Source organism: Polyangium sp. 15x6 (assembly GCF_029960785.1).
Lineage (GTDB): Bacteria > Myxococcota_A > Polyangia > Polyangiales > Polyangiaceae > Polyangium.
Genome location: NZ_JASBQE010000006.1, coordinates 22,555 through 41,081, shown reverse-complemented (window position 1 = coordinate 41,081; position 18,527 = coordinate 22,555). Strand labels below are relative to the sequence as shown.

Annotated in this window: 13 protein-coding genes and 26 tRNA genes; 32 read left to right on the top strand and 7 right to left on the bottom strand. The window is 65.9% G+C overall.

Going from position 1 to position 18,527, the window contains the following annotated elements:
* Positions 1–3: 3 nt before the first annotated feature.
* From QHF83_RS06795 to QHF83_RS06780, 4 genes are all read right to left on the bottom strand, one after another.
* Complete coding sequence (locus QHF83_RS06795; RefSeq protein WP_282416934.1) at positions 4–480, bottom strand: hypothetical protein; 477 nt, start codon at positions 478–480, stop codon at positions 4–6.
* 276 nt (positions 481–756) lie between these two features.
* Positions 757–1,587: a hypothetical protein gene (locus QHF83_RS06790; RefSeq protein ID WP_282416933.1), complete on the bottom strand. Its 831-nt coding sequence runs from the start codon at positions 1,585–1,587 to the stop codon at positions 757–759.
* 179 nt (positions 1,588–1,766) lie between these two features.
* Positions 1,767–3,185 carry an NAD(P)/FAD-dependent oxidoreductase gene (locus QHF83_RS06785; RefSeq protein ID WP_282416932.1) on the bottom strand — a complete coding sequence of 473 codons (1,419 nt, stop codon included), beginning with the start codon at positions 3,183–3,185 and terminating at the stop codon, positions 1,767–1,769.
* Positions 3,186–3,261: 76 nt separating this feature from the next.
* Complete coding sequence (locus tag QHF83_RS06780; RefSeq protein ID WP_282416931.1) at positions 3,262–3,762, bottom strand: DUF2505 domain-containing protein; 501 nt, start codon at positions 3,760–3,762, stop codon at positions 3,262–3,264.
* A 919-nt stretch (positions 3,763–4,681) separates the two neighbouring features.
* On the opposite strand from QHF83_RS06780, the gene QHF83_RS06775 reads away from it, so the two are divergent.
* From QHF83_RS06775 to QHF83_RS06635, 29 genes are all read left to right on the top strand, one after another.
* A tRNA-Lys gene (locus tag QHF83_RS06775) sits at positions 4,682–4,755 on the top strand.
* Between the two features lie 223 nt (positions 4,756–4,978).
* Positions 4,979–5,051, top strand: a tRNA-Gln gene (locus tag QHF83_RS06770).
* A gap of 117 nt (positions 5,052–5,168) precedes the next feature.
* Complete coding sequence (locus tag QHF83_RS06765; protein ID WP_282416930.1) at positions 5,169–5,339, top strand: hypothetical protein; 171 nt, start codon at positions 5,169–5,171, stop codon at positions 5,337–5,339.
* Between the two features lie 106 nt (positions 5,340–5,445).
* Positions 5,446–5,521: transfer RNA gene (locus tag QHF83_RS06760), tRNA-Gln, on the top strand.
* 367 nt (positions 5,522–5,888) lie between these two features.
* Positions 5,889–5,967 (top strand) — tRNA-Tyr (locus QHF83_RS06755).
* 58 nt (positions 5,968–6,025) lie between these two features.
* Positions 6,026–6,096, top strand: a tRNA-Lys gene (locus QHF83_RS06750).
* Positions 6,097–6,191: 95 nt separating this feature from the next.
* Positions 6,192–6,264: transfer RNA gene (locus QHF83_RS06745), tRNA-Asn, on the top strand.
* Positions 6,265–6,273: 9 nt separating this feature from the next.
* Positions 6,274–6,346, top strand: a tRNA-Thr gene (locus QHF83_RS06740).
* Between the two features lie 72 nt (positions 6,347–6,418).
* A tRNA-Glu gene (locus tag QHF83_RS06735) sits at positions 6,419–6,494 on the top strand.
* Positions 6,495–6,499: 5 nt separating this feature from the next.
* Positions 6,500–6,572, top strand: a tRNA-His gene (locus tag QHF83_RS06730).
* A gap of 138 nt (positions 6,573–6,710) precedes the next feature.
* Complete coding sequence (locus QHF83_RS06725; RefSeq protein WP_282416929.1) at positions 6,711–8,369, top strand: TROVE domain-containing protein; 1,659 nt, start codon at positions 6,711–6,713, stop codon at positions 8,367–8,369.
* 58 nt (positions 8,370–8,427) lie between these two features.
* Positions 8,428–8,501, top strand: a tRNA-Asp gene (locus QHF83_RS06720).
* Between the two features lie 90 nt (positions 8,502–8,591).
* Positions 8,592–8,716 (top strand) — tRNA-OTHER (locus QHF83_RS06715).
* Positions 8,717–8,731: 15 nt separating this feature from the next.
* Positions 8,732–8,802 (top strand) — tRNA-Ala (locus QHF83_RS06710).
* A 77-nt stretch (positions 8,803–8,879) separates the two neighbouring features.
* Positions 8,880–8,952, top strand: a tRNA-Ala gene (locus QHF83_RS06705).
* Positions 8,953–8,961: 9 nt separating this feature from the next.
* Positions 8,962–9,033, top strand: a tRNA-Asp gene (locus QHF83_RS06700).
* 9 nt (positions 9,034–9,042) lie between these two features.
* Positions 9,043–9,116, top strand: a tRNA-Ala gene (locus QHF83_RS06695).
* Positions 9,117–9,122: 6 nt separating this feature from the next.
* A tRNA-Gly gene (locus QHF83_RS06690) sits at positions 9,123–9,193 on the top strand.
* A 5-nt stretch (positions 9,194–9,198) separates the two neighbouring features.
* Positions 9,199–9,272, top strand: a tRNA-Glu gene (locus QHF83_RS06685).
* A 45-nt stretch (positions 9,273–9,317) separates the two neighbouring features.
* Positions 9,318–9,389 (top strand) — tRNA-Arg (locus QHF83_RS06680).
* An 89-nt stretch (positions 9,390–9,478) separates the two neighbouring features.
* Positions 9,479–9,555, top strand: a tRNA-Pro gene (locus QHF83_RS06675).
* A gap of 1 nt (position 9,556) precedes the next feature.
* Positions 9,557–9,629, top strand: a tRNA-Leu gene (locus QHF83_RS06670).
* A 5-nt stretch (positions 9,630–9,634) separates the two neighbouring features.
* Positions 9,635–9,716: transfer RNA gene (locus QHF83_RS06665), tRNA-Leu, on the top strand.
* 18 nt (positions 9,717–9,734) lie between these two features.
* Positions 9,735–9,811: transfer RNA gene (locus QHF83_RS06660), tRNA-Pro, on the top strand.
* Positions 9,812–9,938: 127 nt separating this feature from the next.
* Positions 9,939–10,025, top strand: a tRNA-Leu gene (locus tag QHF83_RS06655).
* A 10-nt stretch (positions 10,026–10,035) separates the two neighbouring features.
* A tRNA-Leu gene (locus tag QHF83_RS06650) sits at positions 10,036–10,108 on the top strand.
* A 59-nt stretch (positions 10,109–10,167) separates the two neighbouring features.
* Complete coding sequence (locus QHF83_RS06645) at positions 10,168–10,683, top strand: HNH endonuclease (RefSeq protein WP_282416928.1); 516 nt, start codon at positions 10,168–10,170, stop codon at positions 10,681–10,683.
* A gap of 421 nt (positions 10,684–11,104) precedes the next feature.
* A tRNA-Ser gene (locus QHF83_RS06640) sits at positions 11,105–11,190 on the top strand.
* A gap of 94 nt (positions 11,191–11,284) precedes the next feature.
* Positions 11,285–11,367: transfer RNA gene (locus QHF83_RS06635), tRNA-Ser, on the top strand.
* A gap of 102 nt (positions 11,368–11,469) precedes the next feature.
* Here QHF83_RS06635 and QHF83_RS06630 read toward each other — a convergent pair.
* The gene (locus QHF83_RS06630; RefSeq protein WP_282417068.1) at positions 11,470–12,465 is read right to left on the bottom strand and encodes a hypothetical protein; all 996 of its coding nucleotides are present in this window, start codon (positions 12,463–12,465) and stop codon (positions 11,470–11,472) included.
* 95 nt (positions 12,466–12,560) lie between these two features.
* On the opposite strand from QHF83_RS06630, the gene QHF83_RS06625 reads away from it, so the two are divergent.
* The 3 genes from QHF83_RS06625 (at position 12,561) to QHF83_RS06615 (ending at position 14,883) form a co-directional block, all read left to right on the top strand.
* Positions 12,561–13,625, top strand: coding sequence for a hypothetical protein (locus QHF83_RS06625; RefSeq protein WP_282416927.1), 1,065 nt, complete (start codon positions 12,561–12,563; stop codon positions 13,623–13,625).
* Between the two features lie 14 nt (positions 13,626–13,639).
* Positions 13,640–14,428, top strand: a complete 789-nt coding sequence (locus tag QHF83_RS06620; RefSeq protein WP_282416926.1) for a hypothetical protein — start codon at positions 13,640–13,642, stop codon at positions 14,426–14,428.
* A 245-nt stretch (positions 14,429–14,673) separates the two neighbouring features.
* Positions 14,674–14,883 (top strand): hypothetical protein, encoded by a 210-nt coding sequence (locus QHF83_RS06615; RefSeq protein WP_282416925.1) that lies wholly within the window; start codon positions 14,674–14,676, stop codon positions 14,881–14,883.
* On the opposite strand, the gene QHF83_RS06610 is transcribed toward QHF83_RS06615, so the two are convergent.
* On the bottom strand, positions 14,867–16,231 hold the full coding sequence (locus tag QHF83_RS06610) for a pyridoxal phosphate-dependent aminotransferase (protein WP_282416924.1): 1,365 nt from the start codon (positions 16,229–16,231) through the stop codon (positions 14,867–14,869). The genes QHF83_RS06615 and QHF83_RS06610 overlap by 17 nt on opposite strands.
* A 13-nt stretch (positions 16,232–16,244) precedes the next feature.
* Positions 16,245–18,185: a hypothetical protein gene (locus QHF83_RS06605; protein ID WP_282416923.1), complete on the bottom strand. Its 1,941-nt coding sequence runs from the start codon at positions 18,183–18,185 to the stop codon at positions 16,245–16,247.
* Positions 18,186–18,527: the final 342 nt, after the last annotated feature.

The following is an 18,527-nucleotide window of genomic DNA, read 5'->3' as shown; positions in this document are numbered from 1 at the left end:
GAATCACTCGAGCGGTGTCGCCTCTTCGGTCGTCACGGATCCGTAGAGCCCCCCCACGATGGCGCCGAACACGAGGTGCGCGGCCACGAATGCGAGGATCCCGAGCCCGCCGTACTTCGACATGAAGAAGCCTGGCGCGGGCACGATCTCCGGCACGAGCGGGTGCATCAGCCCGAGCAGGCCCACGAAGATGCCCGCGAGCGCGAGATGCACGAGCGAGAGCTTGAGACCCGTCGCGGCGTCGGCGCTCCGCGTGATGGTCTCGAACACGGCGCCGTAGGCAATGCCGATGAGGCCCGACATCATGATGGTCACGAGGAATCCGACGAGCCACGTCATGCTGCTCGGCGGATGGCCGGGCAGCGTGCCGAGCATCTGCGCGATGTCCGCCGACGCGCCGGCCGCGCGCGCGGCCGTCATGATCAGCGTCATTGCGGCGCCGCCGACGATCCCTGCGAAAAACGCTTTACCGACCTTCATGCCCTCCCTCCTTTTCCCGTTCGGGGGCGCGGATCGGGTGAGCCGAGAGGCGGCCGAACGGGCGTCCCCGAGCATCCTGGGGCAAACCCGATGCCAGGCGGGCTCGTCCGCGCGCGGGAAGGCCATTCCCGAGTTCAATCGGGAAGAGCGGACGATGACGAAGGAAATGGGAGAGGAGGCGAGAATCGCTGGGATGTCACGAGGATCGTCCGTGCGCGGTGGACGCACGTGGGCAGGACGGGCGCACCGCGCCCTGGCAGGGCGGGCGCGCCTCGCTCAATCGGAGATGCAGGTGTTGAATGTGGAGAGGCACAGCTCCTGCGCGCAGCTCAGGCATGTCGAGCTGACGGGGTCCGCATCGCAGAGGTCCGCGCCCGTGGCGCAAACGTCCGCGCACGACACGCACGCGCAGTCGAGGAAGTCGATGTACGTCGTGGTCGACGTATCGCAGAGCGAGCCCGCGAGCGGATCGAGCACGTAATCGTAGCAGGTGAGGCACGTCTCGGCGGGACAATCGAGCGGATCGGAGCCCTCCACGCAGAGCCCGGTGCCCTCGGGTTCGTCGCAGTACCCGTCGCCGGCCGAGGGACAGGTCGGGACTCCGCAATCGATCGGGTCGGAGCCCTCCGCGCAGAGCCCGGTGCCCTCGGGTTCGTCGCAGTACCCGTCGCCGGCCGAGGGACAGGTCGGGATCGCGCAATCCTTCGTGTCCGATCCCACCGCGCAGAGGCCGTCGCCCTTCGGGGCGGGCTCATTGCAAACGCCGTTGTTCACGAGGTTGCAGGCCGGCGCGGGGTTCAGGCATGAATCGAGATCGCTCTCCTCGGCGAAACACACCGACTCGTCGTAATCGCCGTCGGAGCAGGCAGCGTCGCCCGTCAGGCAGGTGAGGTACGTCGAGTATTCATCCTTGCAATCGGCGTCCCCGGCCTCGTCCTTCTGGTTGATCTTGTCGTCGAGACAAGACGCCCGCTCGTCTTCCGTACACTTGTTGCAATCACAGCGCTGACTGCAATACTTCTCCTCGGGGGTCTCGGGTTCGTCCGCGCTGCAGGCGGCGAACAGGGTCGCGGCCGCCAAAAAAAGCAGGGTCAAGCCTCTGGCCATGCGCTCGTGGGTCATTGGTGCTCCGGCGAATGGGTTGGGGGCGCCGCGCGCCGGCGCCGCGAAAGAAAGGTTCGGCCTTCGCATGCTGGCGGAGACCTTTTGTGAAGGTTATCACGACGCTCGACGCGCGTCCAGGGCGGCCGTGGCCTTCCGCGTTCGCTCGGAGAATCGGGTGCCCTTCAGCGCTTCGACGCTGGCTCGGTCAGGGCCGCCTTCGGGCTGGATTCCGTGATGAGCCGCGCGCCGCGCTCGTAGGTCAGGTAGGAAAAGGCCCAATCGAAGAGCACGAGGAGCCGATTCCGGAACCCGATCAGGAAAAATACGTGAATCAGGAGCCACGCGAGCCACGCGACGAAGCCCGAGAGCTCCAGGCGCCCCAAGTCCGCGACCGCCGCGTTCCGTCCGATCGTGGCCAGCGTGCCCTTGTCGAGGTACCGGAACGGCTGCCGCGGCTCGCCTTGGATCGACCGCACGATGTTCCGCGCGGTATGGCGCGCCTCCTGGATCGCTGCGGGCGCGAGGCCCGGCACGGGGGATCCGTCCTGCTCCAGCGCGGCGAGATCGCCGATCACGAAGATCTCCGGGTGTCCGGGCACCGACAGATCCGGCGCCACCTTCACCCGCCCCGCGCGATCGAGCGGCGCGCCGAGGGCCTCGCCGAGCGGCGAGGCTCTCACGCCCGCGGCCCAGAGCACGGTCTTCGCGGCGATACGCTCCTCGCCGATCTGCACCCCCTCCGCGTCGATCCCCGTCACCCTCGCGTTCGTGCGCACCTCCACCCCGAGCCGCTGGAGCTGCCGCTCCGCGCGCGCCGAGAGCAGCGCCGAATACGTCGGCAACACGCGATCGATCCCCTCGATGAGCACGATTCGCGCGGCCGTCGGATCGATCACCCGGAAATCGTTTGCCACGGTATGGTGAGCGACCTCCGCCAGCGTCCCCGCGAGTTCCACGCCCGTCGGCCCTCCACCCACGATCACGAATGTCAGCCAGGCGGAGCGATCTTCCTGGGACGGCGCGCAGCACTCGGCCTTCTCGAATGCGAGCAGCACGCGGCGCCGGATCTCCAGCGCGTCCTCGAGGCTCTTCAGCCCCGGGGCCAGGGGTGCCCATTCCTCGTGCCCGAAATACGAGTGGCTCGCGCCGGTCGCGAGGATCAAGTAATCGTATCCGAACGTCCCGGCCGACGAGCTCACCGTTCGTTCTTTCGGATCGATGCCCGTGACCTCGGCCAGGAGCACGCGCACGTTTCGTTGATCGCGCAGGACACGCCGGATGGGCGCGGCGATCTCGGCCGGATTCAGCCCTGCGGTCGCGACCTGGTAAAGAAGCGGCTGGAAGAGGTGGTGATTTTTACGGTCGAGCAGGGTGATGCGCACGGGCGCGTGGCGGAGCGCTTTGGCGGCGTAGAGCCCGCCGAAGCCGCCGCCCACGATGACCACATGGGGCAGGTGCAGCGGCTCCTTGCGTGATTTCGGGGTACGGCCCGGCTCTCCGAACGTGATGGGGCTGCCGCGTTCGTCGGCGCGGCGCTGTGCGATTCGCGCGCTGCGCGGCGTCTGCTTCGGCCCCTTCGCTCGCCGTTTCGGACCTTTCATGCCCGGGGCGATGCAATCGTCGATCCAGGCGAGGTGGTCGGGCGACGCGGGCGGCCGTCCGGGGCCGGGCCCGGCCTCAGGAATGCGTCTTGATCCACTCGTTCATGAAGACGGCGCTGCCGTTCCAGCCTTCGCGGAGCTGCTTTTCGGCCGAGCTCTCGATGAGGCCCCCGACACCGAAGACCTTCGCCTCGATGATGAGGTCGGCGATGCGGCGGACCTTGTTGTCGCCGATCGGCTCGATACGCATCGTGCCCTCGTTGCGCAGCTTGTCGGCCAGGGTGCTGGGGGTCATCTTCCACGACCAGACCTTGGTCTTCTTGTCGAGCCGACCTTCCTCCGTGTAGCGGAAGCCCGAGCCGAGCAGCTTGGCCACCGGGCCGGGCATCTCCATCCTGGGCTGACCGGCGACCTTGCGGATGATTTCGGTGTCGCTGTCGCGCTGCTCGGTGATGATGAACTCGGGGAAGCCCAGGTGGTCCCTGTAGAGCTTCTCGTTGAATTCCTTGTCGAAGAAGATCTTCCAGAACGTTTCCTCGTTGCAGTTGATCTCGTTCGTGATGGTGAACTTGCCCATGACGTCTCCTGGTGTCTGCCCGGGGCCGATCTCGCGCCTCGCGGAGCTTCGTGGCCTTTCGGGGCTTGGAAGGGCGGCGACTCTACCAGCGAGGACCGTCGATCCATAGCCTCCCGGTGACGGCACTTTGCTGCGCCGCCCGGGGCGGTCTCCGCCCGTGGCATCCGCGATGCAGAGCGTCATGGGCCTCGTCAGCGGTGCGCATCTCGTGCTCGGTGCGTGTCCGGGGCGGGGGGCCGAAAGAAAATGAGATAAGCGGGAACTTTTTTGTTGCAAAGTCGATCCGAGAAGAGTATTCCTCGCCCGAGACTTTCCACATGTTGATCCGCCCTATGACCGACCGAAACCACGAACGCGCCGAGCTGACGGCAGCGGGCGTCGTGTGCGTGGCCTTCGGTTGGCTGCAGAGTGCGGGACAACTGGCGCCCAGGTCCGGCAAAACCGAGTCGTTTCGCGGGTATACGCTTCGTGATTCGCGGCAGCTCGGCAACCCGGCGGAGGGCACGTAGGCGGTAGAGCAAGCGTCATTCTGACGACTGCGAAGGCCGCCTCGGGAGATCCCAGGCGGCCTTCGGCGTTTTAGGCCTCCTCCACGACGTTTTTCTCTTTGGGGCGTCGTGGGGGTGGTGGAAGGGGAGTGTTTTGTCCTCGAATGGGGGCCTCGTATTGGGGCCCTTGGCGGGGAGAGGTGTATCGAGCGGGGCTTTCTTGGTCCTTTGCGTCTCGCGCAGCGGGGCGTGGGGCCTTCTTGGGCTTCGTGTTGAAGACCGAGCGTGAGGGCGCGTGACGCGCTCCGGGGCAGGCGTGTATCGATTGCATTTGCGTCGATTGTGCGCGCGTGTCGGGGGTGTGGTGTGTCCTCGGTGAGGGATTGCATCGACGAGGATGCGATGAGGCCCGAGGTGTATTCGCAGCACGCGGATCCGTAGTCTCAATGGGTAGAGCAGCCGCCTTTTAAGCGGAAGTGTGGAGGTTCGAGCCCTCCCGGATCCACCTCCTTATATAGATAGAAAGCTAGGCGATTCATTTTGAAGCGAACGGGGTGAAAGAGACGAAAATAAAATCGACGGTCGACCAAAACATTTTCTTGCCTCGAACGTCGAAATGGATGTACAACGAAACGCGAGGGGACGGGGAAGGGGCAGGGGAGAGCGCCTGTGCGTGAGTGCACGGGATGGTCTCACTCGCAGGCAAGTTCATCGACAGCCTGCTGCACGGATCCGTAGCTCAATGGGCAGAGCGTCCGCCTTTGAAGCGGAAGCGTGGAGGTTCGAGCCCTCCCGGATCCTCCGCGGCTGCGTGAATGTACAGCCGACGAACTGAAGAAAATAAAATCGACGGGTCGACGAATGAAATGGTTGACCGAACGTCGAAATGGATGTAGAGAGACGGGCGAGGGAATGGCGATGGGCAAGCATCTGTATCTCGAGAGCACGAAGGGCGACGCCGGCGAGCTGCCGGGCGCGTGCCTCTTCGGGATCTCGGGGCGGCAGAGCCTTTCGCGCGATCAGGCGGCGAGCGAATCGAGCTCGACGGCGAATCGTGGTCTCGAGCCTCTCGATACGGGTGGATCCTAGGATCGTCACGACGTGACGTGTCCGAGGAGGCCGCCCGGGAAAACCCTGGCGGCCTTCGTCGTTTTGCGCCTCGAGCGCGGCGGCGGGGGCGCGGGGATGCGGTTTTGGATCCGTAGCTCAATGGGCAGAGCGTCCGCCTCTGAAGCGGAAGCGTGGAGGTTCGAGGCCTCCCGGATCCTCCATCTGCCGAATCCGAATACGGCAGACGACGAAAATAAAATCGACGGGACGGCGAATAAAATGGTTGACCCGAACGTCGAAACAAAGTAAATGTAAACGGGGCGAGGGAATGGCGATGGGCAAGCATCTGTACGACGAGGACGCGAAGGGGAACGCTGGCGAGCTGCCGGACGCGGACCCGAGCGACCTCCTGCGGAGCCCTTCGCGATATCATGCGGCCAAGGAATCGGGCTTGGTGCGTGGTCTCGAGCCTCTCGATACGGGTGGATCCTAGGATCGTCACGACGTGACGCGTCCAAGGAGGCCGCCCGGGAGAACCCTGGCGGCCTTCTTGGTTTTGGGGCCACGGGGGGAACGAAAAAAGAGCTTGTGGACGCTGGGCATTGGTGAGCCCAGGTGGCTGTAAACCATCCGCGTTTGCTTGGAGGTTCGACTCCTCCCGTCCACACCGGCGCGTGAAGCCACGCGCGTGAGGAGACGTGCGCCCGAGGGGCGCCGTCTGCTTCGGATTCGTAGCTCAAGGGTAGAGCAGCCGCCTCTTAAGCGGCAGGCGAGGGTTCGATCCCCTCCGGATCCACGACGCATCCCACCTCTTCGGAGGCGGGACTCGTTCTATGACAATCGATTTCGATACACAACGCGATGCCGCAGGGGCACCTCGCCCCTGCGCGTTTCAACGTAGCTCAACTGGTAGAGCACTCGCCTGTTAAGCGAGGAGATGGGGGTTCGATGCCCTCCGTTGGAGCCGCCGTTTGCCCTCGTCGCTCGATGGTCGAGCGCCCTGCTTCGTATCCAGGGTCTCCCCGGTTCGATTCCGGGCGAGGGCTCCGCTTCTCTTGGTGGTGGGGTCGCCGTGCTCCTTGAAACGGGCCCGGCGACCCCGCCACCAACCCCCTCATGCCCCGTTCGTCTAGCGGTCAGGATACCGGCCTTTCAATCCGGTTGCCGGGGGTTCGACTCCCCCACGGGGCGCCATTGTGTGGGCGTTACTCATCTAGCTGAAGAGGGCAGGTCGTGACCCTGCGCAGGCGGGTTCGATTCCCGTACGCCCAACCGAGGGACGGGTCGGACGATCTCGGTTATCCAACTCTAAATTGGTGCAATAGCTCCGAGATCCAAACGCTCATCCGTCGCTCCATCTCTTGCTTCTCACTTTCTTTCGCTCGCCCGCAGCGCGGGCCGGAGGTTCCCATGGCCAACTACATCCAGCACTTCGCCGCGCTGTTCACCCGGCAAAAGGAGAAGGCGCGGCCCGATCAGGTCGAAAACTACGCAGGCGGCTTCGTCTTCGAACTCGACGACTGGGGCCGCCTCGACCGGTGGCTCGTCCTCGGCTGCGAGGGCGGCACCTACTACGCGACCGAGCGCGCCTTGACGCAAGACAACGCGCGCGCCCTTGGCCGCTGCCTCGACGCGGACGGCGAGCGGACGATTCGGCGGATCGTCGAGATCAGCCGCTCGGGCCGCGCGCCCAAGAACGAGCCCGCGATCTTCGCCCTGGCGATGGCCGCGGGGCACGCCCGCCCCGAGGTCCGCAAGTCCGCGCTCGCGGCCTTGCCGGAGGTTTGTCGCACTGGAACGGATCTCTTCCACTTCGCGCGAGCGGTGGAGGGCTTCCGGCGCTGGGGCCGCGGCCTCCGGAGCGCGATCGGCGCGTGGTACCAGGGCAAGAGCCCGGATGAATTGGCCTACCAGGCCGTGAAATATCGGCAGCGGGACGGCTGGAGCCACAAGGACCTCTTGCGGCTCTCGCACCCGACGCCCGTCACGGCCGAGCACGGCGCGATGTACCGCTGGATCGTCGGCGGTATGGACGCCCTGAAGAACGAGGCAGCCAAGGGCGGCGCTCTCGACCCCGAGAAGCTGCCGGCCCTCGTGCGGGCCTTCGAGGAGGCCAAGGACGCGCCGCGCGAGCGGCTCGTCACGCTCGTGCGCGAGCAACGGCTCACGCACGAAATGGTGCCCACGGAGTGGAAGAACGACCCTGCCGTGTGGGAAGCGCTGCTCCCCCACATGCCGCAGACGGCGATGCTCCGGAACCTCGGCAAGATGACCAGCGTCGGATTGCTCGCGCCCATGAGCGCGGCCGCGAGGCTCGTGGCCAGCCGTCTCACGGACGTCGAGCGGCTCCGGCGGGCCCGGATTCACCCGGTGAGCGTTCTCTCCGCGCTGCGCGTGTATGCGCAAGGGCGGGGCGAGCGTGCCCAGAAGCGCGAAAACGCGCTCACCTGGGAGCCGGTGCGCGAGATCGTGGACGCCTTGGACGAGGCGTTTTACCTCGCATTCCGGTCGATCGAGCCGACGGGAAAGAAGCACCTGCTCGCCCTCGACGTATCGGGCTCGATGGATTCGGGCACGATCGCGGGGATCCCGGGCCTCACGCCCCGGGTCGCGAGCGCGGCCATGGCGATGGCGACGGCGCGCATCGAGCCGTCGTTCAGCACGCTGGCCTTCGCCTCCGCGGGCGGCGCATTCGGCCCTCGCGGCTCGGGCGTCATGTCCTTGCCTCTGTCGCCGAAGCAACGCCTCGACGACGTGGTCGGCATGGTCAGCGGTTTGCCCTTCGGCGGCACGGACTGCGCGCTGCCGATGATCTGGGCTCAAAAGAACAAGGTCGAGGTCGACACGTTCGTCGTCTACACGGACAGCGAGACCTGGGCGGGTGAGATTCATCCTTTCCAGGCGCTTCGCGATTACCGTCAGGCGATGGGCCGTCCCGCAAAGCTCGTCGTGGTCGGCATGACCTCCACGGGCTTCACGATTGCCGATCCGCAGGACCCCGGCATGCTGGACGTCGTGGGCTTCGACGCGGCCGCACCGCAGGTAATGGCCGATTTCTCGAGGGCCTGAAGTTGCAGTCGAAGGACGAGGGCGCGCGTGCCTCCACACGCGCCTCCTCGCCCGGTTTGCTCCCGTATGCATTCTGGTGAGGCAGCCTGATTGTCGATCAGGTGAGGGCGGGTTCGAATCCCCCCGGGGGCGCTGGGACAATCGTCGTGTACATCCGTCATCAAACCCTCGCCCGGGGGCCGGGCCGAACGATGATGGTTATCGCAATTGTCCCACGTTTTTGCCGTCGTAGCTCAGTGGGTAGAGCACCTAAAATACCTTTTCCGACAACTCGTCCGAGTCGGGCCGGCAGGGGAAGGTTATCATTCGTTATGAGGCGGACACGGGTTCGAGTCCCGTCGGCGGCGCAGATTTCACGGTTCGGGGTGATGGTTCAACGGAAGAACACTGCCCTTGCACGGCAGGGATCGGGGTTCGAGTCCCCGTCATTCCACTCGTTCGCAGGAGTCGTTCGGAGGCACCATGGCCATGAGCGGGAGGCCAGGCGGTGTTTCTGGGCGACTCCCCTCTGGGGTCGTAGCTCAGTGGGTAGAGCACCTGGCTGGCAGTCAGGGGGTCGCCGGTTCGAATCCGGCCTTCTCCACTCTCGTTTGCCCTCGTATGCATCTGGTGAGGCAGCCCGATTGTCGATCGGGCGAGGGGAGTTCGATCCTCCTCGGGGGCGCCTTCGAATGGGGTGATGGTTCAACCTGGGTAGAACACTGCCCTCGCACGGCAGAGATCGGGGTTCGAATCCCCGTCATTCCACGAATTGCGGTGGTGGTTCAACGGCAGAATCCGAGTGTGCCATACTCGGGATGGGAGTTCGACTCTCCCTCACCGCGCTCATGCACCCGTATTGCTAGTGGGTCAGGCTGCTGGACTCTCAATCCAGTGACGCGGGTTCGATTCCCGCCGGGTGCGCAACGTTGCTGAGGGGGTGAGCTGCTGACTCGCCTCCTCTTTCTTCTCCCTGTCCTGGCGGCCAGGCGTCGGTCTACGAAGCCGACTGGCGAGGTTCGACTCCTCGCAGGGAGACCATGCCCTCGTCCTGCCGGTGATTGCAGGCGCGAGCCTCCGAAGCTCGACGTTCCAGGTTCGACTCCTGGCGAGGGTATGTCCGAATTCATCTGGGTGTGGCTCAACCTGGTAGAGCGCCGGCTCGGGGTGCCGGAGATCGGGGGTTCGAATCCCCCCACCCAGACCATGTCCACGTGGCGTAACGGCAAACGCGGCGGTCTTAGAAACCGTTTTTGGGGGGTTCGAATCCCTCCGTGGATACACATGTCATCGTGGCGGAATGGCATACGTAGCAGGCTGAGATCCTGTGCCCGAAAGGGCGTGTGGGTTCGACTCCCACCGATGACACCGAATTGGCAGTTTTATCTGGGTGTGGCTCAATCTGGTAGAGCACCGGCGTCGGGAGCCGGGGATTGGGGGTTCGAATCCCTCCACCCAGACCATACCTGGTTCATTGCGCTGTCCTTCTCAGGAGAGACAGCAGCCATGATCTGGGGTCGTCCCGAACGAAACGAAGTGGAGTGAGGGACGTAGGGGGAGCCCCATCGAGGGCTCCCCCTCCACAAAAATGTCCACGTGGCGAAACTGGCAAACGCAGCGGTCTCAGATACCGTGCCCGAGAGGGCGTTGAGGGTTCGATTCCCTCCGTGGACACCAGCATCCCGCTGCTCGGGTGACGAAATGGCAAACGTGGCCAGCTCAAACCTGGTCGATTGGGGGTTCGAATCCCCCTCCGAGCACCGGACATCTGCAGTTGGAGAAAGCCATGAAGAAGAAGAGGTAGACGGAGAGGTGGATCATGACCGCGCAAACGTTGCTGCTCACGCCTTGGATGGTGCCACATCAGGTCATCTCCTGGCAGACCGCCGTGACCCTGAGCTTTCTGGGTAAGGTGGAGGTGCTCGAGACGTACGAAGACGAGATTCGTTCGCCCACGATGACCATTCGCGCGCCGGCCGTCGTCCGGCTCAAGCGCCATGGGAATTCGCACAAGCGCGGCGTCAAGTTCTCCCGCACGAACGTGTTCGTGCGTGACGACTTTCGCTGCCAGTACTGCGGCGTCCAGAAGGACGCGGGCGAACTCACGTACGACCACGTCCTGCCGCGCGTGCAGGGGGGCCGGACGGTCTGGGAGAACATCGTCGCGTCTTGCCAGAGCTGCAATGCGAAGAAGCGCGGTCGCACTCCGGAGCAGGCGGGCATGAAGCTCCTGAAGAAGCCCGAGAAGCCCCGGTGGTTGCCCGCTGCCCCCGTCGTCCGGCTCGGCGCTCGCAGGATCCCCGACATCTGGGTGCATTACTGCGTTGCGAGCTGATGTCCCCCCCGCGCTTCGCGGCGGAATATGGGTCTCATCTGGAGCCGCTCCCCCGGGGCGCTGCCACGGGGGAGCGCGCCCGCGGGACCTTTGTTGATCAATCTCTCACTGAGGAGATAGTTGTGATGTTCGATACGAATCAAATGGAGGGCGTTCGGATTCGTTTGCCCATGGAGTCTGCAGCCGTCGCTGCAGTCGTGCTCGTTGGTGTCCTGTTGCTCGCAATCGCCTCGCGGATCGTCGAGACGAACGGGGCTTCATCGCCGGCAGGCGCGCGCTCGATGAGCGTGGCGTCGCCTTCCAACGGGCCCGACTCGGCGCAGTTGCTCGCGGATCGAGGACGCCCTGGGCGCCGGTTCTGAGCATGACCGTCCAACGAACTGCACCCCCGCGCGGCGCTGCGGCGCCGAGAGGGGGATTTGGAAGAAGATCTGATCAGGGATCAGGCCTGTTTGGAAAACAGTGCGCACCTTTTACGGGTGTGAGGTTCGAGTCCTCCTTCTTCCGCCGTGGAGAGCATTCCGGGTGTGGACCCGGCGCCGTTTTGAACACGGAGGGCAGCCTCGCTGCGGGGTTCGACTCCTCTGCTCTCTACCATTCTGGAAGACGAACTGATCAGGGATCAGACCTGTTTCGAAAACAGTGGGCACCTACGGGTGTGGGGTTCGAGTCCTCCGTCTTCCGCCGATCGTATCTGGAAGCGAGAATCGGCCGTGGGGCCGAGCCCGTTTGCTACTCGGTGCGTGCCATTGGCATGGTGTTCGACTCACCCCGCTTCCGCCGACGTCATTTCAGGAGAGGCTCGAGCTCCGAGAACACGAGCACCTTCATGCCCTCCTCCCCGAACGGCTCCTGGGGGCGGCCGGCCGCGAGGCTCCACCATGCGGAGACGCGTGGCCCCCTGCTGCTCCGCGCGTCGCGGAGGCTCGCTGCCTTCGTGATCCATTCGCCGCCGCCAGGGTTTGTCCGGGCGACCTCCACGAGCGCGGGCGTGAGCGCCGCGAGGAACAGCGTGGTCGTGTCCATCATCGGTGTTCGCTTGCCCTCGTCCTCGTCGTCGCCCTCGTACGCGTAGGGTTTTTCGAGATCGGCGTTCGCGAGGAGCTGGTCGACTGCCTCGATCGCCATCCGGCGCTCGTTTTCGACGATGACGGCCGGCGCGTCGAGATCCTTCAATCGACGGAGACGGTTTCTCCGGTTCACGATGCGCCGGTAGGCGTCGTGGAGCGTGCGGCCGGCGTCCATGAGGCGCTGAGATTCCTCCACGCTCGCCGCGCGCAAGGGGGCCGCGATCACGGGGATCGACCACCAGACGAGCTCGTTCGGGGACCAACCATTCACCCGCCGCCCCGCGGCCTCGGCCTCGCCGACGCGCGCGAGCAGCGTGGCGGGGTCCTTGAAGCAAAGCTCGAAGAGCTCCTCCTCGGTCATCGCGAGGAGCGGCGCGAGCAGTTGCCGCGCGGGCCAGGGGACCACGGGGTCGACCATCGCGACGTGCGCGTATCGGCGGAGATCGGGCGGATCTCCGAAGAGCTTCGGGCACAGCAGCCCGCCTACCTCGGGCTTTTTCTTGCGGAAGTTCCATGTCTCCGGACGCTCGACGTCACCGGCAGACCAGGAGGGCGAGCGCTCGGAGGCCCCTGTTTCGAGGGATAGATCGAGCGTACGGCCGCCGAGCGTGAGGCGCAGCCCGAGGACGCGGCCGAGCGCGCGGAGGCGCTGGAAGATCAGCGAGGAGGGCAGGTCCATCGACACGGTCACGGTGGCGGGTTCGTCGCGCATGAAGCGGCCTGTTTGCGTGATGCGTCGTCGTGCGTCAATGGCGGACGTCGGCCCGAGGCTTCCGTCGGGGGCGCTTTCCATGGTAAGAACGGCTCGTGATACGCAGCCTCCTCAGCACGGCGGCCTCGCGCTTCGATACCACCGTGGGTGGGGCCTTGCTCCTCCGGCGCAGTCGGCCCAAGGGGCAGCCGGATCCCGAGGCGCTCGGCCATGGAGCGCGCATGGAAGCGCTCGCAGAGCTCCGGCGCATCTACGATCGGCCCGAGCATCACGAGCTTGAGTTTTTCCCGACACCCGCGCCGATCACGCCTTCCATCACGCGTGTGCGGCCGATGGCCGGGCCCGAGCCGGGGACGGTGCTGGATCTGACGTGGCCGAGCCGGTTCGAGCCGCTCGCTGCGGACGTCCGCGAGAGGTACCTTTCGCACGAAGCGAATGCCACGGCGGCGGCGCGGCTCTTCTTGCATGCGGGGCCTGCGCGGCCGGCGGCGATTCTGATTCATGGATACCGTTGCGGCCAGTATCGCCTCGAAGAGCGGATCTGGCCCGTGCAATGGCTCTACGAGCGCGGCCTCGACGTCGCGCTGTTCGTGTTGCCTTTCCACGCCGTGCGCTCGCACGAATCGGCGCCGCGTTTTCCCGGCAGTGATCCGCGCGTCACGAACGAAGGCTTCCGCCAGACCGTGCTCGATCTGCGCGCGCTCGTCTCGTTCCTGCGCGATCGTGGCTCCGAGGCCGTGGGCGTCATGGGCATGAGCCTCGGCGGATACTCGACGAGCTTGCTCTCGACGGTCGACGATCGCGTCGCCTTCGCGGTCCCGATCATCCCGCTCGCTTCGATTGCCGATGTCGCGCGCGCCGCGGGCCGGTTCGTGGGAAGCCCCGAGGAGCAGCGCCGCCAGTACGAGGAGCTCGTGGCCGTGCACCGCGTCGTGAGCCCATTCGCGCGGCCCTCGCGGGTCCCTGCGGATCGGGTGCTCGTGCTCGCCGCGAGCGAGGACAAGATCACCCCCGTGGATCACGCGCGCCGCCTCGCGGAGCATTTCAACGCGCCGCTCGAGACGTTTCACGGCGGCCACTTGCTCCAGTTTGGCCGGGCAGACGCCTTCCGCGCCGTGGGTCGCATGCTCGGGCGTCTGGGGTTCTTCACGCGGCGGTAGAAGGGCGATCGACGATGAACGATCCGCGCCCGCCCGTGGTCTTCAAGCGCGTCACCGTGCACGAGCGCAGGTTGCAGCTCGCGCGATGGTTCGGCTGGGCGGCTTTCGTATCGGCGTTCGCGCCGCCCATCGTCGCCCTGACGCTCCAGACGTTGTTCGACGTCCTTCCCATCGTGTGGTTCCCGGAGGTCGCGCGCGTCCTCGCTTCCAGGTGGATCTACTTTTTCCTGCTCTGCCCCGCCCTGGTCGTCGTCAGTGGTACGATCGCGCGGCCCACGAGGTTCGGCTGGCGCGAACTCACCCGGATGGAGCTCGGTCCGAGCGGAATCTCATTCCGCAACAAGGAATACGAGCGGCGCATCGCGCGCAGCGAGATCACGGACGCCTTGGTCCAATGCGACCCGAGCGACGGCATCGAGGTGCACCTCGTGGGAGGCAATGTCCTCACCATCCACCTGCCGGACGAGGAGCAAGCGCGCGCCGCGGTGGATGCGCTCGGGTTCGCCGCGGACGAGCACCGCGTGACGATCCGGCTGGCCTCGCCTCAACGAATGGTGACGGCTGGATGCGTGGGATTGGCCGTTAGCTTTTTGCTGGTGGCCATGTTCATGGTCGCGCTCAAGATCGCCAGCATCAAGGGGTCATGGGTCGGCTTTGGGCTCGCGATGGGCACGGCGGCGTTGACCCTGCTCATCGTGCGCGCGTGGAAGCCCCCCGAGATCGTCGTGGGCACGGACGGCGTGCTCGTGCGACGTCCGTTCTCGAAGACGTACATGCCGTATTCGTCCCTCGATCACGTGTAGATGGACGGGGATCGATTGTGGTTGTTCCCGAAAAACCAGGACGACGCGGTGGTCCAGGTGAAAGGGGAGCCCGAGCTCGTCACCGCGGCGGCAAGCCGGATCGAGGAGGCGCGCGCGGCGGGAGGGGCCAGCGCCGCGCACGCGCGTGTCCGGGAGCTGCTCGATCGCAAAGGCAGGAGCCTCGCCGAATGGCGAACGGCCCTGACCGACCTGCTCCAGGGCGGCGATTATCGGAATGCGTCCGTGTGCTCCAAGATCCCGCCGAGGATCGGGGCCGCAGGATCGGAGCCGCGATGCTCCTGCGTGTGGCCGCGCCCGACGCGGCGCCGCGCATTCGTATCGCCGCCGAGACGAGCGCCGACGACGAGCTGCGCGCCGCGCTCGAGCGTGCCGCCGAGGAGGAGCTCGACGACGCCACGCTCGAACGGGCGCTCCGCGTCACGCGTGGCTCTTGATCATCTTCTCCAGCCGACCGAGCGCGCGCGTCAGCGACTCCTCGCCGGGGCCGAACGAGAATCGCACGTGGTGCCGGAACCGCGAGGCCCGGTGCGCCCGTCGTTTGCCCGGGTTCACGTCGAAGAACTCGCCCGGCACCACGATCACGCGGTGCTCGAGGGCGGCCCGGAAAAACGAATGCCCGTCGTTGATGCCGGGCGGCAGATCCGCGACCGAGCCGAAGCAATAAAACGTCCCCTCGGGCGCCACGTCGACCTGGATCCCGAGCTTCCTGAGGCCCTCCAGCATGAGGTCGCGTTTCTTCGAGAACGTCCGCTGGATCGCCGCCGTCTCGGCCCGCACGTGCTCCATGTCGAGCAGGGGCACGGCCGCGCGCTGCATCGGCTTCGAGCCGCCGCCGTCGAGGAAGCTGCCCGCGCTCGCCACCGCGTCGATCACCTCGCGCGGGCCCACGGTCCAGGTCACGCGCCAGCCCGGGTATCGCCAGTTCTTGGTCAATCCGTCGAAGATGACGACCGGGTCCTGATCGACGTCCTCCACGTACCGCGCCGCGCTCTCCATCGGCGCCGGCCCGCCGAGGCCGTAGACGTAATGCGAGTAGAACTCGTCGAAGAGCATCGTGCAATCGAGGTCGCGCGCGGTGCCGACCCACGCCGCGAGCTCCTCGCCCCGGACGTGTTTGCCCGTCGGGTTGCACGGGTTCGACGTGAGGATCGCGCCGAGGCCCCGGCCCTGGATCTCGCGCCGGAGATCGCCGACCGAGAAGGCGTATCCGCGCTCGCTCTCCAGGAGGATCGGAATGGGCGAGAAGAGGCGGAAGACGTCGAGCAGCTCCTCGTACGCCGTGTAATCGGGGAGGAAATGGCCGAGGTTGATCTGGCCGAGCGCGGCGGCCGCGCGCGTGAGCGAGGCGCGCCCGCCGCCGGAGACGCTCACGTTCTCGGCGCTGTAACGTGAAGGCATGCCCCGCCGGTAGGCACGATTGTAGAAATCGGCGATCGCCTCCCGCAATTCCCACAGGCCGGCGACGGGCGCGTATTCCTGATCGTCGCCGGCGATCGTCACGGCGTCGCAGCGCGGCGGCGCGCCCGGCAGCGGGCCGGTCTCGGGCTGGCCCTGGCCGAGGTTGCACCAGGCGTCCTCGCCCACGTCGACGCCCGGGCGATAGCCGTGCTTCGTGGCCTCGCCCATCACGTAAATCACGCCCGTCCGCGGCACCTTGCGGAATGCGCCGAGGGACTTTTCTTCGTTCGGCCCCCGCAGGATGGGCTCGCTGCGAAGCTTCGGCGCCGGAGCGATTTCGGTTTCGGCGGGCGGGGGCGTGTCGATCGTGTCGTTCGTGCTCATGGCGATGAATCCGTCAGGCCTTGGCAGGGGGCGTCGCGTCGGGCTCGTCCTGGAGAGGGACGATCTTCGGCTCCAGCGTCTTCGGCATGAGCGCGAGGAAGAGGCCGAGGCAGAAGGCGAGCGAGATCAGCGTGAGCGCCGTGTATTTGTCGTCGTTCCAGTAGGAGCTGATCCACACGAACTGGCTCAGCGCCGCGAGGCCGAAGAGCGGGGCCTCGAAATCCCTCCGCACTTTCGTGAGCGGCGCCGTGAGGATCATGAACGAGTAGTAATAGCAGGTGAGCTGGGACAAGAGGATCATCCAGACCTGCCCCAGGCATTGCGCGACCCAGAGGTTCTTGAGCCGGCGCTGCACGTAGATGCTCAGCGCGAGCGTGAGGCCGATGATCAGGTACGCGACGATCTTGTACTTCTTGTACCGCTCGTTGCGCATGTTCTTCCAGGTCTCGAAGGGGTCGATGAGCTTGACGTCCTTCGTGAACTTCATGCGCCCGGAGGCCTTGCTCGCGGCCTCCTTGTAATGGAACACGTCGCTGATCTTCTGGACCGTGTCCGGGCTCATGATGCCCCGGGCCTTGAGCCGTTCCGAAATGGGCGTGAGCGCCTCGCCGATCTGCGAGATCGCCTGCGCCTTCATGTCGTGCGCGACGAGGACGCGCAGGCCCATGTGGTTCGTGAGCGGCGTCTGGTCGTGGACCTCGAGCGTGTGCTTGTAGAAATCGTGGTACGAGCGCGGGCCCGAGACCGCGATGCTGAGCGGAATGAGCACCGCCGCCGCGGCGGTGCCGCCGAGGAGCATCTGTACCTGCTCGCGCGTCATCTTGCGTTTGCGCACGACACTCCAGCCGACCGTCACGAGCAGGCCGACCACGCAAAGGCCGGGGAAGATACGCAAGAGGCCGGCGTACACGAGCGAGGCGCCCGCGAGCTTCGGGTATTTCTTCCGGAGGAGGCAGACCGAGAGGACGAGGAAGAAGAGCCAGTCCTGCCGCAGGAACGCGCCGCCGGTCCAGTAGAACGGCGCGGACGACTGGCAGCCCCAGAAGATCGCCCCGACCGCGAAGACGCGCCATCCGAACGCCCACCACAGGGCGACGAACATGGCCAGCGTGTACACGATGTCGAGGGCCGAGAGGAGCTGGCAATACCACACGCTGGCCGGCTGCAATTCCGCGAAGAACCGACCCATGATGGTCCACACGGGCGGCGGGTTGTACCCGTGGTCCTTCTGCATGTCCTCCCAGTAGCCCTTGCCCGAGACGGCCCGGAAGAACTTGACGTCTTCCTTGAACTTCTCCCAGCGCTCCGGGGGGAAGTGGTTCTTGCACGTCTCGCCGGGGTTCTCGAGGAACTGCGCGGCGGGCAGGAGGAGGTTGTCGCCGCCGAGGTTCCGGATCTTCTTGTCCGGGTGGCGCACCTCCTTCGTCATGTCGATGCGCTCGACCCGGCCGTCCACGTGCTTGTAATTGACGACCCCGAGCTCGTCCTGCGCGATGAGCGAGCACTTGTAAAGGCCGTCGTACCCCATTTCCTTGAAGTACTTGGCCCCCATGTAATAGTGGAATTGGTCCCATCGGTGGTAATACTGCGGGTATCCGAAGCGGAACCCGTTGAAGTAAGCCACGATGGAGGCGACGGCGAGCGTCACGCCGATGTACTTCTTCCAGCGCTCGGAGACCGGGCGCTTCGTCGCCGCGCGGTGCTGCTCGTAGAAGACGCAGCCCGCCGCCGTGATGGCGAGCGCCGCCTTCATGATGTCGACGGTGCGGGCGTGGTCGTCGGTGAGCTTCGTGATCCCGAACGCGGCGAGCGCGGTCGTGCCGATCACCGCGAGGTACCGGAACCAGACGCGCACGCGCTCGTCGATGGACCGGTCCACGAACCACAGAAGGAAGAAGTAGAGGGCACTGACGAGGACGAGCAGAAATATCTGCGGGATGCTGAGCTGCTTCATTCGACGCTTCGTGCGAAAGGAGGGCCGCGCGCGCCGCCACGGACGGCAGAAGGCGAGAGCGGGCCGGACGTTCGGCGACACCTTAGGCGGACCTTGGCCGATTGCCTAGTGCGATGAGCCACGTCGCTTCACGCGGCGCGTCAGTTCCCCACGTTCGCCCGCCGCAAACGGCGTTTCGCAGCCTCGTCGGGAGACGCCCGAGGGGAGGAGCGGACAGGACCGGAGCGCTCGGCGGAGGCTCCCGAGAAGATACAGGAAGGGCTCGTCTTCCCGCCTCGGGCGGAGACGAAAGAGGCGCGGAACACGCACGAAATCCAGCGCGCTCCGGCGTCTGGCTCGTGT